Here is a 15,314-nt window from a genome sequence, read left to right on the forward strand (position 1 = left end):
ATTCAATTTAAACTTAAAAAACTTTTCCGCGTAAGCAGAAAAACAATATATCTCTATGAGTAAACAAAGCAAACGTCGTGAGGCTTTGGTGTATCACGCCAAACCAACTCCAGGAAAAATTAAGGTTGTACCTACCAAAAAATATGCAAGCCAAAGAGATTTGTCATTAGCATATTCACCAGGTGTTGCAGAGCCTTGTCTTGAAATTGCAAAAGATAAAAACAACGTCTATAAATATACTACTAAAGGTAACCTTGTTGCCGTAATCTCTAATGGAACAGCGGTTTTAGGACTTGGTAATATTGGTCCTGAGGCTTCTAAACCTGTTATGGAAGGTAAAGGCTTACTGTTTAAAATATTTGCCGATATTGATGTATTTGATATTGAGGTAGACACCGAAAATATTGAAGAGTTTATTGAAACGGTTAAAAATATTGCACCAACCTTTGGAGGTATTAACCTTGAAGATATCAAAGCTCCCGAAGCCTTTGAAATTGAACGTCGTTTAAAAGAGGAGTTAGATATTCCTGTAATGCACGACGACCAGCATGGAACAGCTATTATTTCTGCTGCTGCATTAATAAATGCATTGGAGCTAGCAGAAAAGAACATTGAAGATGTTAAAATAGTTATTAGTGGAGCAGGAGCTGCTGCAATATCATGTTCGCGTTTGTACCAATCGTGTGGTGCAAATCTTGAAAACATGGTTATGTTAGATAGTAAAGGTGTTATCAGAAAAGACAGAGAAAACCTTACAAAAGAAAAAGCTGAGTTTGCTACGCATAGGAAAATTGACACCTTAGAAGAAGCAATGAAAGATGCTGATGTGTTTATAGGACTGTCAACATCTAACATCGTAACTCCCGAAATGCTTAAGTCTATGGCAAAAGATCCAATAGTTTTTGCTATGGCAAATCCAGATCCTGAAATTGCTTACGATTTAGCAATAGCTACTAGAGATGATATAATTATGGCTACAGGACGTAGCGATCATCCTAATCAGGTAAATAATGTACTTGGCTTCCCTTTTATTTTTAGAGGTGCTCTAGATGTAAGAGCTACCAAGATTAATGAAGAAATGAAAATGGCTGCTGTGCTTGCATTAGCACGTTTAGCAAAGGAGTCAGTACCAGAGCAAGTTAATATAGCCTACGGAGAAACGCATTTAACCTTTGGTAAAGAATATATCATTCCAAAACCTTTTGACCCAAGATTGATTGGAGAGGTTCCTCCTGCTGTAGCAAAAGCAGCTATGGAAAGTGGAGTTGCTCAAGAGTCTATCGATGATTGGGATAAATACAAAGAGTCACTATTAGAGCGTTTAGGAGCAGATAATAAGATTGTACGTTTACTTGTTAACAGAGCAAAATTAAACCCAAAACGAGTTGTGTTTGCTGAAGCTGACCAGCTAGATGTATTAAAAGCTGCTCAAATAGTTTATGATGAAGGAATAGCACACCCTATTTTATTAGGAAGACGAGATGAAATTGAAAAACTTAAAGAAGAAATTGAGTTTGATGCTGATGTTCCAATTATCGACCCTAAGTCAGATGAAGAGTTAGAGCGAAAAAATAAATATGCCGAAGTCTATTGGCAACAACGTAAACGACGTGGTGTTACATTATATTCTTCTCAAAAAATCATGCGAGAGCGAAACTATTTTGCAGCAATGATGGTTAATACAGGAGATGCTGATGCTTTAATTTCTGGTTACTCTAGAAGCTATCCGTCAGTAGTAAAACCTATGTTAGAGCTTATAGGTTTAGCTAAGGGAGCGTCGAGAGTAGCGACTACTAACTTAATGATGACACAACGTGGACCAATGTTTTTAAGTGATACCTCAATAAATATTGACCCTTCATCTAAAGACTTAGCAAAAATTGCTCAAATGACTTCTAAAGTAGTAAAAATGTTTGGGATGGAACCTGTAATGGCAATGGTGTCGTATGCCAATTTTGGTTCGTCAACAAATGAGCGCGCATCAAAAGTAAGAGAAGCAGTGTCTTATTTGCATCGTTACTACCCTGGTATGATTGTAGATGGAGAATTGCAAACCGATTTTGCTTTAAACAGTGAGATGCTACAAGATATCTTTCCGTTTTCAAAATTAGCTGGTAGAAAAGTAAATACACTCATTTTTCCAAATTTAGATTCTGCAAACATCACCTATAAACTGCTTAAAGAGCTTAATAAAGCGGACTCAATAGGACCAATAATGATGGGAATGCGTAAGCCTGTTCATATCTTACAATTGGATGCTAGTGTAGATGAAATTGTAAACATGACAGCTATTGCGGTAATTGATGCTCAGCAAAAAGAAAAGTGGGAGTTAGAAAACCAATCGACCAAGTAGATTTGTAATGCAAATAATTTTATTACATTTGAGAGGTTAATTAAGGATTAGTTAATGATTACACATATTCAAGGGAAACTTGTAGAGAAAAACCCAACTGATGTTACGATAGACTGTAATGGAGTGGGCTATTTGCTTAATATTTCGCTACACACATTTTCTCAAATTCCAGATAAAGAGCATCTTAAGTTATACACGCATCTTCAGGTTAAAGAAGATTCGCACACGCTTTTTGGATTTTCATCATTAGCTGAACGTGAAATTTTCAGATTACTTATATCGGTAAGTGGTATAGGAGCTAGTACTGCACGTACTATGTTGTCTTCGTTAACACCCAAACAAGTTAGAGAAGGAATAGCTATGGAAGATGTGGCTCTAATCCAATCTATAAAGGGTATTGGAGCCAAAACAGCTCAACGAGTTATTTTGGATTTAAAAGATAAAATTTTGAAAGTGTATGATATTGACGAACTTTCAGCTCCAAAAAGCAATACAAACAAAGATGAAGCGTTATCTGCTTTAGAAGTTCTAGGATTTGCTAAAAAACAGTCTGAAAGAGTTGTAGATAAAATTATATCCAATCAGCCAGATGCAAGCATTGAAGCAATTATAAAAGAGGCTTTAAAAAATTTATAATCAATTTGAGGACAACTAACTATACTTTTAAACCGACATTATTACAATACCTGCTTTTTAGTTTAGCTATGCTGTGCAGCACTTTTGCGTTTTCACAAGAAGATGCTGAAGAATCTGATACTACAAAAACAGGGTATGCCTTAGGAAATATAAAAATGCCAAATCCTAACAGCATTGTTTCAAAGTATACATACGATCCTTTAACTGACAGATACATTTACACTGAAAAAGTAGGCGATTTCAATATCAATTATCCAATTATTCTAACACCTGCTGAATATCAAAGATTAGTAATACAAGAGCAGTTAAGAAACTACTACAAACAAAAAATTGATGCTGCTGAAGGTAAAAAGGAAGGGACTGAAGAAGAACAAAAAAACTTATTACCAGAGTTTTATGTAGACTCAGGTTTTTTTGAAACTATTTTTGGTGGTAATACCATCGAGGTAGTTCCTCAAGGTTCGGTTGAAATGGATTTAGGAGTATTGTTTACAAAGCAAGATAACCCTTCATTTTCACCAAGAAATAGAAGTAATTTCACCTTTGATTTTGACCAACGTATAAGTTTAAGTTTATTAGGTAAAGTAGGTACAAGATTACAGGTAACTGCAAATTATGATACCGAGTCAACATTTGATTTTCAAAATTTAATAAAGTTAGAATATACACCAACCGAAGATGATATTGTAAGAAAAATTGAAGTTGGTAACGTAAGTATGCCGCTTAACAGTTCATTAATTACTGGAGCGCAAAGTTTATTTGGTGTAAAAACCGAACTTCAATTTGGTAAAACAAGAGTCACAGCAGTGTTTTCTGAACAGAAATCACAGTCGCAGTCAGTAGTAGCCCAAGGAGGAGGAACACTTGAGGAGTTCTCGTTTTTTGCAAGAGACTATGACGAAAACCGACACTTTTTCCTTTCGCAATATTTTAGGGAAACGTATGATGCGTCTATGATGCGTTACCCATACATAAATAATAATATTCAAATTACTAGAATAGAGGTTTGGGTAACTAACCGAAGCAATCAAACTGATAACGTAAGAAACATTGCCGCTTTTCAGGATTTAGGAGAGTCTGAAATTGTCGGTTCTGGTGTTAACATACTAAACCCAGGCGCACTGCCTGATAACAGTAATAATGGTTTTGACCCGACAAATATAGGTGGAGCTGGTTCTAACCTTAATGATTTAGTAAGAGATATTACCACTGTAGAGCAAGGTATTAATATTCCAGCAAACGAAGGTTTCGACTTTGGAAAGTTAGAAAACGCACGTAAGCTAGAAGAAGGATATGACTATACGCTAAACACACAATTGGGTTACATCTCATTAAATCAAAGGTTGCTAAACGATGAAGTGTTAGCAGTTGCCTTCCAATATACTGTAGGAGGTCAAGTATACCAAGTTGGTGAATTTGCTAACGATGGTGTTGAAGCTACAGGAGTAACAACTGATACAGGTTCAGGAAACCAAGTAGTTAGTAACAATAGCTTGGTTTTAAAAATGCTTAAAAGTGCAATTACTAGTGTTGAGGAACCTATATGGGACTTAATGATGAAGAACGTGTATGATACTGGCGCTTTTCAATTAAGTCAAGAGGATTTCAAACTAAACATTTTTTATACTGAAGCGTCTCCTGTTAACTACATTTTACCAGTTGAAGGAACAGCTTTTCCGTTGTATGATAACAATACAACCGATCCTACAGACGATTCAGTTATTAACGAAACACCTTTAATTAGACTATTTCATTTAGATCGACTTAATTACAATAATGACCCTCAATTGCATGGTGATGGGTTCTTTGATTTTGTTGAAGGTCAAACTGTTTTAATGCAAAACGGAAAAATAATATTCACTAAGGTAGAGCCATTTGGTAAGTACCTATTTGATGTGTTAGACGACCCAAGTAACCCTGGTGACTACGATGCTGATATCTATACCAACGCCAACCAAGAAAAGTATGTGTATGATATTCTTTATAAGAAGACTAAAACTGCTGCTTTAGATGAAATTGAAAAGAATAAATTCCAGATTAAGGGAAGTTATAAATCATCAGGAGGTGATGGTATTCCTCTAGGAGCATTTAATGTGCCAAGAGGTTCTGTAGTAGTAACTGCTGGAGGACGTACACTTGTTGAAGGTATTGATTATACAGTGAATTATCAATTAGGACGTGTTCAAATTTTAGATGAAGCACTTAAAGCATCTAACACTCCTATTAATGTGTCTGTTGAAAACAATGCTGTGTTTGGTCAGCAAACAAGACGTTTTGCAGGTGTAAATGTAGAACACCAGTTTAATGAGAATTTTGTGTTGGGAGCAACCTTTTTAAATTTAAGTGAACGACCAATAACACAAAAAGCAAACTACAATACTGAACCTATAAACAATACCATTTTCGGATTTAATGGAAATTATTCAACCGAAGTTCCATTCTTTACAAGATTAGTAAATAAACTTCCAAATATTGATACTGATGTGCCATCTAATTTATCGGTTAGAGGAGAATTTGCTTACTTAGCTCCTGGAGCTCCAAAAGGAACCGACTTTAACAATGAAGCTACAGCTTATGTTGATGATTTTGAAGGTACTCAAGGAGCAATAGATTTACTATCACCTCAATCATGGTTTTTATCGAGTAGACCAAGAACTGTAAATGGAGCTGCTGAAAGCGACCCTATTAACTCACCAGGTTTAGAAAATGGTTTTGATAGAGCCTTTTTAAACTGGTATACTATTGACCCAATTTTTTATAGTAGCCAAAGACCAAGTGGTATTTCAGATGATGATGTGTCAAACTTATACTCAAGACGTGTTTTTATTGACGAAGTATTTCCTCAGGTTGATATTGTACAAGGTCAAAGTACCATTATTAATACATTGGATTTAAGGTATTATCCAACCGAAAGAGGACCATACAATTTTGATCCTTCAACGACTGATGGAACTATTGATAACCCAGCACAAGCTTGGGCAGGAATTACCAGACAAATAACTTCAACTGATTTTGAACAAGCCAATGTAGAGTATATTGAGTTTTGGGTGCAAGATCCATTTTTAGATAACGAAAACAGTACAGGAGGAAAGCTCTATTTCAACTTAGGAAATATCTCTGAAGATATTTTAAAAGACGGTAAGAAGCAGTATGAAAACGGACTTCCTGAAAATGGTGATGTATCAGCATTATTAAACTCAGGAACCGATTGGGCAGTGCCACAGAACCAATCATTAATCTATACGTTTTCAACTTTAGGACAAGAAAGAACAAACCAAGATGTTGGTTATGATGGATTTGATGATGCTGAAGAAGCGCAACAATTTCCTGCATTTGCTGGATTAGAAGATCCTTCAAACGATAACTATACCTATTTCTTAAATACATCAGGAGATATTTTTGAGCGTTACAAGAAGTACAATGGTACACAAGGAAACTCTCCTGAAACCTTTACTGAAACAAACAGAGGTTCTACAACACAGCCAGATGTTGAAGATATCAATAGAGACAATACAATGAATACTATTGATAGTTATTATGAGTATGAAATTGATATTACTCCTGCGAGTTTAGTTGCAACTAATGAGCAAATTAATGATATAAAAACAAGAGATGTTGTATTGCCTAATGGAGATACAAGAGAAGTTAAATGGTATCAGTTTAGAATTCCAATTTCTGAGCCAACTTCAGCGGTAGGAGGAATTACAGATATTAGATCTGTACGTTTTGCAAGAATGTATCTTAACGGATTTACTGAAACTACAACATTGCGTTTTGCAACTCTAGATCTTGTACGTAGTGATTGGAGACGTTACACATTAGATTTAGATAACGACTCAAACAATAACAGTACTAACCCTGAGTTTAGTGTTGGTATAGTTGGTTTGCAAGAAAACGAAGGAAACTATGTGTTGCCTCCAGGAGTTGAGTTAGAACAGTTAAATAATAATAACAATATCATTAGACAAAATGAGCAATCATTAGTTTTAAATATTTGTAATTTAGAACCAACCGATTCTAAAGGAGTTTTCAAGAACATAAATGTTGACATGCGTCAGTATAAAAAACTGCGTATGTTTATGCATGCCCAAGATGGAGAAAGTGGAACTTTAGATGATGAAGAATTAGTTGGGTTTATTAGAATGGGTAATGACTTAACTCAAAACTTCTACCAAATTGAAGTGCCTTTAAAAGTATCAACAGGAAGTGTGTCTGCTACTGATGTTTGGCCTGAAGAAAATGAAATTAATATTCAGTTATCAGTACTTCAAGAAATAAAATCAAGAGGAATTTCAGCACAAACATTAAGTAACCTTGACCCTACATTCTACGATGTTATAAATGGAGAGTTAAGTGCAGATCCTGTTACTGAATTTTCACCACATACTTTAGGTCAACAGCGTGTGGCAATTAAAGGTAATCCTAACTTTGGAGATATTAGAGTGTTGATGGTTGGTGTTAAAAACATCAATCCTAACGAAGATGTTTGTGGAGAGGTTTGGGTAAATGAATTGCGTTTATCTGATTTAGAAAACGAAGGTGGTTGGGCAGCTATTGCTAGTGTTGATACCAATTTTGCAGATTTTGCAAACATTAGTGCAACAGGAAGACAGAGTACTTCAGGATTTGGTTCAGTTGAGCAACGTCCTAATGAGCGTAGTAGAGAAGATGTGCAACAGTATGATGTGGTTACCAATGTTCAGCTTGGTCAATTATTACCTAAAAAATGGGGAATTCAAATACCATTTAATTATGCTCAGAGTGAAGAGCTTATTACACCAAAATACGACCAGTATTATAACGACCTTACACTAGAGTCAAGAATAGATGCTGCAGAAACTGAAGAAGAACGTGAGCAAATTAGAGTACAATCAGAAAATTACACTAAGCGTAAGAGTATTAACTTTATTGGTGTTAAAAAGCAACGTTCAGCTGAAGCTAAACCACATTTTTATGATGTTGAAAATTTAACGTTCAACTATTCATACAACAAAGTTGAGCATAGAGATTTTGAAATTGAAAGATCTTTAGACCAAAACATTAGAGCAGGTGTTAACTACAACTACAGTTTTACACCAAAACCTATTGAACCTTTTAAAAAGAACGATTCATTATTTAGAGGGAAATACTGGAAGATACTTAAGGATTTCAATTTTAATGTGTTACCAACAACATTCTCTGTTAATACTGATATTATTAGACAATTCAACAAGCAAAAGTTTAGAGATGTTGAGTTGGGAGGAGATAACATAGGAATTGAAGAGTTATTTAGAAGAAATTACACGTTCAACTTCCAATACGCTATTAACTATAATATCACTAATGGTTTGAATTTAAACTTTAGTGCTGCAAATAAAAATATTGTAAGAAACTATTTTATTGATGACCAAATTAACGGAAGTCAAGACCCAACTCTAGATGTTTGGGATGGTTTCTTTGATCTTGGAGATCCAAATATTCAAGCACAGGATTTACAGATTAACTATGACATTCCATTGTATAAAATACCAACATTTAGTTTCTTAAAGGCAACGTATTCTTATACAGCAAATTTCCAGTGGCAAAAAGGTTCTGATCTTAATACCGATTTTGAGTATACTGATGATAACGATGTAACTAGAACCTATAACTTAGGTAATTCAATACAAAACGCCAATACACATTCTATAAATTCTACATTAAATATGGAGAATCTATATAGATATGTAGGGTTGGTTAAAAAGCCAACTCGTACAAGAGCAAGAACTAGAGCAACACCTGCAGCAATAGGAAAAGATGGTAAACCAGCCCAAAATCAAAAAAATAATAGTTCTACTTCTAAAACAGGAGCAGGAACCAAAATACTTAACGCAGGAATAGACCTTTTAACAAGTATAAAACGTATTCAAATTAATTATACTGAAAATAACGGAACATTCTTACCAGGTTATTTAAGAACACCAGGATTTGTAGGAACACTTAAGCCTACGTTTGGATATACCTTTGGTAGTCAAAGAGACATTAGAGATGTAGTTGCAAGAAATGGATGGTTAACTGTATTCCCTGAGTTTAACCAACAATATATGGCTACTACCAATAAAATATTGGATTTAGCAGCCAATATGGAACCTATTAATGATTTAAAAATTGACTTTACTGGAAGCAGAACTTACTCTGAAAGTATGACTGAGAATTTTAGAGTTGAAGATTTAGATAATGATGGCGAGTTAGACTATAATTCATTAATTCAAAATTCATATGGTAACTTTAATATTTCTACAGCATTAATTAAAACAGCGTTTAGTAAGAGTGACGAAAATCAATCAGAAGCTTTTGATAATTTTAGAGAAAACAGACTTGTAATAGCTAATAGATTGGCGAGAAACTTTTATGGTAACTCAACTTATGATGTAGATGATGAAGGTTATCCATTAGGATTTGGTAAAAATAGTCAAGCTGTATTATTACCAGCATTCTTATCGGCATACCAAGGTACTAATCCTGATAATGTTAAATTAGGAGCGTTTAGAGATGTTCCAATTCCAAACTGGCAGTTAAAGTATACAGGTTTCATGAAGTTTAACTGGTTTAAAAAGCGCTTTAAACGTTTTTCTGTAACGCATGGTTATAGGTCTAGTTATACAATCAATCAGTTTAGAACTAACCTAGACTATCAAGCTGCTGACCCAACTATGGATTATGCTAACCAAGATCCAAATGTGTTAGACCAATCAGGAAACTTCAAGAATAGAACAGTATTTAGTAATATAAACTTAGAAGAACAATTCAGTCCGTTAGTAAGAGTGGATTTTGAAATGAAAAACTCAATAAAAATACTAGCCGAAATTAAAAAAGACAGAGTACTGTCATTAAGTTTTGATAACAATCTACTTACTGAAATTCAAGGTAAAGAATACATTATTGGTTTAGGATATAGAATAAAAGATGTTAGAATACGCTCTAAACTTGCAGGACCAAAACAAATTATTAAAAGTGATTTAAATATGTCGGCAGATATCTCGATAAGAGATAATAAAACCATAATTAGATATTTAGACTTAGATAATAATCAAATAACTTCAGGTCAAACCATATTAGGGTTTAAGTACAATGCAGATTATGCGTTTAGTAAAAACCTAACAGGAATATTCTATTTTGATTACACGTTTTCTGAATATGCTATTTCTACAGCATTTCCACAAACCACAATACGATCTGGTATTACTCTAAGGTATAATTTTGGTAACTAGACATATAATGGCTGTTAATAAAAAATAAGAGAAAACACCTGAAATTCTTTATTTAAAAAATTACATTTGCTGTAATTAATATTTTTATACAAGATGAATATACCATCAGATTTAAAGTACACTAAAGACCACGAGTGGGTTAAAATTGAAGGCGATGTAGTAACTGTAGGAATTACAGACTTTGCTCAAGGCGAATTAGGAGATATTGTTTATGTTGAAGTTGAAACTTTAGACGAAACTCTAGAAGCCGAAGAAATTTTTGGAACAGTTGAAGCTGTAAAAACAGTTTCTGATTTGTTCTTACCTGTATCAGGAGAAATCATTGAATTTAATGAAGCTTTAGAAGACCAACCAGAAACAGTAAATACGGATCCTTATGGAGACGGTTGGATGATAAAAGTAAAGTGTTCAGACGTTTCTCAATTCGATAATTTAATGTCTGCCGAAGATTATAAAACACTAATAGGTGCTTAAAAAATTCGCATTAATTTTATTTGGCGGTTACGTTATAGCTTTAACAATACTTAGCCTTATAAATGTTAATGGATTACCAAGCTTAGGCTCATCAATGGATGATAAGTTTTATCACATCGCAGCCTATGTTGTGTTTACCTTACTTTGTTTTAATTACCTACGCACATTAAGCCTTAACTATAAAATAGGTGTAACAATTGCTGTGGGAGTAATTTATGGCATTATAATTGAGGTATTACAAAATACAATTACAACTTTAAGAACATTAGATTTTTATGATGTAGCAGCCAATGCAATTGGTATCCTAATAGGAGTAGTCATTATAAAGTCTAGTAAAAGCTTAAAGTTAAAATAAAAAAATCACTTGCTTTTTTAACAATTAATTGGTTATTTTAGCAATCCTTTTAAACCTTTTAAGATATGGAACCTAAAAAGAGTACTAAAGCAGATGTAAGTAGAAATAGTTCAATCTATTTCGCTGTAGGTCTTGCTTTAATGTTATTGTTTGCTAATGTGGCAATTAACTATAAAACATATGATAAGTCTGATATTGATATAGGTCAATTAAACTTAGATGAAGAATTAGAAGAAGAAATTCCAATTACTGAACAAATACAAACCCCTCCACCTCCACCTCCACCACCTGCAGCTCCTGAAGAGATTGAGATTGTAGAAGATGAAGAAGAAGTTGAGGAAACTGTAATTGAATCTACTGAAACCGATCAAGAAGAAGAAATCGTTGAAGTAGAAGAAGTAGAGGTTGAAGAAGTAGAAGAAGACATCGAGGTTCCGTTTGCTGTAATTGAAAACGTACCAGTTTTTCCTGGTTGTGAAAACGAAAGTGGAAACAATGCTAAAAAACAATGTATGTCTGAAAAAATCAGCAAGTTTGTAAACAAGAAATTCAACACTGACTTAGCTGGAGAATTAGGTTTATCAGGAAGACAACGTATTAACGTAATTTTCAAGATTGATAAAAGTGGAAACATTACTAACATTATGGCTAGAGCTCCACATCCAGGATTGGAAAAAGAAGCTAAGCGTGTAATTGGATTGCTTCCTAAAATGAAACCAGGTAAGCAAAGAGGAAAAGCAGTAACAGTTCCATATTCGTTACCAATCTTATTCCAAGTACAAGACTAAAAAACAGTTTTAATATAGATTTAAAAATCCCGTTCAAATTAATGAGCGGGATTTTTGTTTTTGGTATGCTTATTGTGTTTTTATCATAATATTAACATTTTAAATTTAAAGTATTATGAAAAATTTTAACGAAACACACAGTAATGCTGGTCAGAGCACTACCAATGTGAAAAAACCACAAAAGCATGATGCAAATTTACAAAAAAATTCAGCCTTGTATTTTCAGGTTGGACTCATTCTTTGTTTGCTGGGAACTTACCTGCTTTTTGAAATGAACTTCGCAACACATGTTCCAAAAATTGATCAAGCTTTAGTTGCAATTGATGATGAAACCGAAATTATTGTCCCTGAGTTCAAAATCTATGAAGAACAAGCGCCTAAAGAAGAGGTCAAACAAAAACAGAGAAGGATTGTAGATAAAGAACCTACAATCGTTGAAGACGACTTCAGTGAAAAGCAGGTAACCGAAACTATAATTACTGAACCTGTGGCGACATCAACTCCTGTTGATCCTGGAGATATAGTGATTGATAAGGTTGTTGAAGATATTCCTGTGCCTTTTTTCAGAATAGAAAAAGCACCAATTTATCCTGGTTGTGAAAATGAAACAACTAATGAAGCACGTAAAAAATGTATGTCTGAGAAAATTACCAGATTAGTAAATAAAAAATTCTCTACAAGTATAGCTTCAGAATTAGGGCTGAGTGGTGTTCAAAAAATTTATGTTGAATTTAAGGTGGATAAATCTGGTAAGGTTTCAGATATTAAAACTAGAGCACCACACAAAGGACTTGAAAAAGAAGCTGAGCGTGTGGTGAAAAAAATCCCAGAAATGACTCCAGGTATGCAAAGAGAAAATCCTGTAGAGGTAATCTATACCTTCCCAATCATTTTTCAAGTGATGGATTAGTAAACCTTAAAATTTATTAATACATAAACCGTTATCATTTACTGATAGCGGTTTTTTAATTATAAATGAATTTCAGTTTTATACCTTTATCAAGAAATTCTTTTATTGTCCGCATTTTGAAAAAAATAGTATCTTTCGCCTAATAAAAAGGTAGTTACCATCTTATGAAACAACTCTTCTTGTTTATTTTCGTTTTAACACAATCCATAGTATTTTCTCAAACTAGCGATACTTACGAAAAATCACCTGTTTTTCCAGGTTGCGAATCTCAACCAATAGAGAATTTAAAATCTTGTTTTAATAATAAAATAAACAACCATATTTTTAATACTCTAAAAGTACCACAAGTAGCTATTGATGATGAGTACAAAGGTGATGCAAAAGTGTTGTTTGAAGTAGATAAAGAAGGGACAATACATGTGCTTTATGTAGATGCGGTTTATGATGAGTTAAAGGATGAAGTAAAGCGTGTTTTTAATGAATTACCAAAGGCAACACCTGGAACTTATAATGGCAATCCAACCTATTATCAATATTCCTTGACTATAAAAATACCTTTGGTAAATCCTCATGAGGTTACTCCGCAAACAGCTAAAGAAACTGTAGTTGATGTTAAAAAAACGGTCGATTTAAATGAGGTTGTATCTAATGAGTACGATAGCATTAATGATAACATTGTAAAGTATCAAAAGTTAGAATATAAAAGCCAACTTAACATTCCATTTACGCATACCTATTATGCAAGGTTTGATAGAGAAATGAATGAGCTTGGTACCAATAGTCATACTGCAGCAAAACCGTTTATGTTTGATGAGGTTTCAAAGTATTATGATTTTGAAGCTGAGAAAGAAGCTTTAGTAAAAGACTCTGAAAGTTGGTGGGCAAGAAAACTGTGGAATGAGCACTTAGTACAAGTTCAAGGAGAAGATTATTGGTTTACTATTGATCCGGTTTTTGACCTTCAGGTAGGTAAAGATACTGATGCCGATTTTAGCACAACATATAATAATACTAGAGGATTTTATATTCAAGGAGGATTAGGGAAAAAGTTCAACTTCTCAGCTTCAGTTTATGAAAGTCAAGGTCGATTTGCTCAATATTTTAATGAGTATTCCGAAAGCTTAAAAGCCTTTGGTCCAGATCCTGCAATAATTCCTGGTCGTGGTATTGCAAAACGGTTTAAAACCGATTCTTATGATTATCCAGTAGCTGAAGCATATTTATCCTATTCACCAGCAAATTTTATAAATGTACAATTTGGTCATGGTAAAAATTTCATAGGTGATGGTTACAGGTCTTTGTTGCAAAGTGATGTAGCTAGTCCATACCCTTTTTTAAAATTAAACACCAAATTCTGGAAAATGAAATACACCAATACTTGGATGTGGTTAAAAGACGTACGAACCGAAGTAACCGAAGATGGTGCGTTTTTAACCAAGTATATGGCAAACCATTACTTAAGCTGGAACGTGTCTAAACGACTTAATATTGGATTGTTTGAATCCGTTGTGTGGGCAAAGACTGATAATAGAGCGTTTGATGTAAATTACCTTAACCCAATAATATTTTTTAGAGCTATTGAGTTTGAAACAGGACAAGATGCTGGAAACGCTGTGGTTGGTGCATCTTTAAAGTATAAGTGGAACAATAAAGTTAACCTTTATGGACAATTTATTTTAGATGAATTTTCTTTAAACGATATTAAAGGAGGCGAAAAAAGTTGGAAAAATAAATATGGTTATCAGTTAGGAGCAAAATACTATGATGCCTTTAAGGTTGATGATCTATTACTGCAAGTTGAATATAACAGGGTTAGACCTTATACCTATTCTCATAATACTGTAGCTTTAAATTATGGGCATAACAACCAGTCAATGGCACATCTTTGGGGAGCAAATTTTAGTGAACTTATTTTAATTGGTCGTTATAATTACAAACGTTGGTTTGCTGATGCTAAACTTGTATTTGGCGTAAGAGGATTTGATATTAATGATGGTACAGACAACTTTAGCTATGGAGGCGATATTTACCGTAGTTATGAAGAGCGACCTTTTGATACAGGAGTAGAGGTAGGACAAGGTATAAAAACCAATACATTTAATGCCGAATTACAAGGCGGTTATATTATAAATCCTGTAAGTAATCTTAAGCTATTCACTAATATAAGCTTTAGAAACTTTGACCCTAACGCTAATACAGCTGCATTGGTAAAGAGTAATACAACCTGGTTTAGTTTAGGTGTAAGAACCGATTTGTTTAATTGGTACTACGATTTTTAATATGTTATCTCATTAAAAAGTGTACTTTACTCATTTTCATTTTTAAAGTTTGATGCTTGGCTTTAAGTTTGAAACGGTTTTATTGGGCTGAAGGCAATAATATAGACTTTGTAGTAGACATAGACGGTAATCGAGTATATATAGAAAATGAGATAATCGTAGAAACTATACGAGGCCTTGGGAAAAAACATGCATTGAGTAAACTAATTAATATGAAAACAATATTTTTTTAGCATTTACCATATTTAATTTTTCGTCATTAAATGCTCAAATTTTAAAGCTTAATAGAG

General features: G+C 33.7%; 8 protein-coding genes. All 8 read left to right on the forward strand.

Going from position 1 to position 15,314, the window contains the following annotated elements:
• Positions 1-55 precede the first annotated feature (55 nt).
• The 8 genes from DMZ43_RS13110 to DMZ43_RS13145 all read left to right on the forward strand — a co-directional run bounded on the left by DMZ43_RS13110 (position 56) and on the right by DMZ43_RS13145 (position 15,024).
• Positions 56-2,353 (forward strand): NADP-dependent malic enzyme, encoded by a 2,298-nt coding sequence (locus DMZ43_RS13110; RefSeq protein ID WP_131508819.1) that lies wholly within the window; start codon positions 56-58, stop codon positions 2,351-2,353.
• Between the two features lie 54 nt (positions 2,354-2,407).
• Positions 2,408-2,989, forward strand: coding sequence for a Holliday junction branch migration protein RuvA (gene ruvA / locus DMZ43_RS13115; protein ID WP_129760968.1), 582 nt, complete (start codon positions 2,408-2,410; stop codon positions 2,987-2,989).
• 5 nt (positions 2,990-2,994) lie between these two features.
• A complete protein-coding gene (gene sprA, locus DMZ43_RS13120) occupies positions 2,995-10,218 on the forward strand; it encodes a cell surface protein SprA (protein ID WP_370450277.1) in 7,224 nt (2,407 codons plus the stop codon).
• Between the two features lie 93 nt (positions 10,219-10,311).
• Entirely contained in the window at positions 10,312-10,692 is a 381-nt protein-coding gene (gcvH, locus tag DMZ43_RS13125) for a glycine cleavage system protein GcvH (protein WP_129760969.1), read from the forward strand.
• On the forward strand, positions 10,685-11,047 hold the full coding sequence (locus DMZ43_RS13130; protein ID WP_131508821.1) for a VanZ family protein: 363 nt from the start codon (positions 10,685-10,687) through the stop codon (positions 11,045-11,047). The genes gcvH and DMZ43_RS13130 overlap by 8 nt, the downstream gene beginning before the upstream one ends.
• A 65-nt stretch (positions 11,048-11,112) precedes the next feature.
• A complete protein-coding gene (locus DMZ43_RS13135; RefSeq protein ID WP_129760971.1) occupies positions 11,113-11,835 on the forward strand; it encodes an energy transducer TonB in 723 nt (240 codons plus the stop codon).
• Positions 11,836-12,106: 271 nt separating this feature from the next.
• A complete protein-coding gene (locus DMZ43_RS13140; protein ID WP_161566757.1) occupies positions 12,107-12,745 on the forward strand; it encodes an energy transducer TonB in 639 nt (212 codons plus the stop codon).
• Between the two features lie 164 nt (positions 12,746-12,909).
• Positions 12,910-15,024, forward strand: a complete 2,115-nt coding sequence (locus DMZ43_RS13145; RefSeq protein ID WP_131508823.1) for a gliding motility protein RemB — start codon at positions 12,910-12,912, stop codon at positions 15,022-15,024.
• Positions 15,025-15,314 lie beyond the last annotated feature (290 nt).

It is taken from the genome of Meridianimaribacter sp. CL38 (genome assembly GCF_004328055.1).
GTDB lineage: Bacteria > Bacteroidota > Bacteroidia > Flavobacteriales > Flavobacteriaceae > Gaetbulibacter_B > Gaetbulibacter_B jejuensis.

Excerpts from the sequence above, each read along its gene's own strand:
- ruvA (WP_129760968.1), top strand. The coding sequence starts at position 2,408 with ATGATTACACATATTCAAGGGAAACTTGTAGAGAAAAACCCAACTGAT.
- DMZ43_RS13110 (WP_131508819.1), top strand. The coding sequence starts at position 56 with ATGAGTAAACAAAGCAAACGTCGTGAGGCTTTGGTGTATCACGCCAAA.
- DMZ43_RS13145 (WP_131508823.1), top strand. The coding sequence starts at position 12,910 with ATGAAACAACTCTTCTTGTTTATTTTCGTTTTAACACAATCCATAGTA.
- gcvH (WP_129760969.1), top strand. The coding sequence starts at position 10,312 with ATGAATATACCATCAGATTTAAAGTACACTAAAGACCACGAGTGGGTT.
- DMZ43_RS13140 (WP_161566757.1), top strand. The coding sequence starts at position 12,107 with ATGAACTTCGCAACACATGTTCCAAAAATTGATCAAGCTTTAGTTGCA.
- DMZ43_RS13135 (WP_129760971.1), top strand. The coding sequence starts at position 11,113 with ATGGAACCTAAAAAGAGTACTAAAGCAGATGTAAGTAGAAATAGTTCA.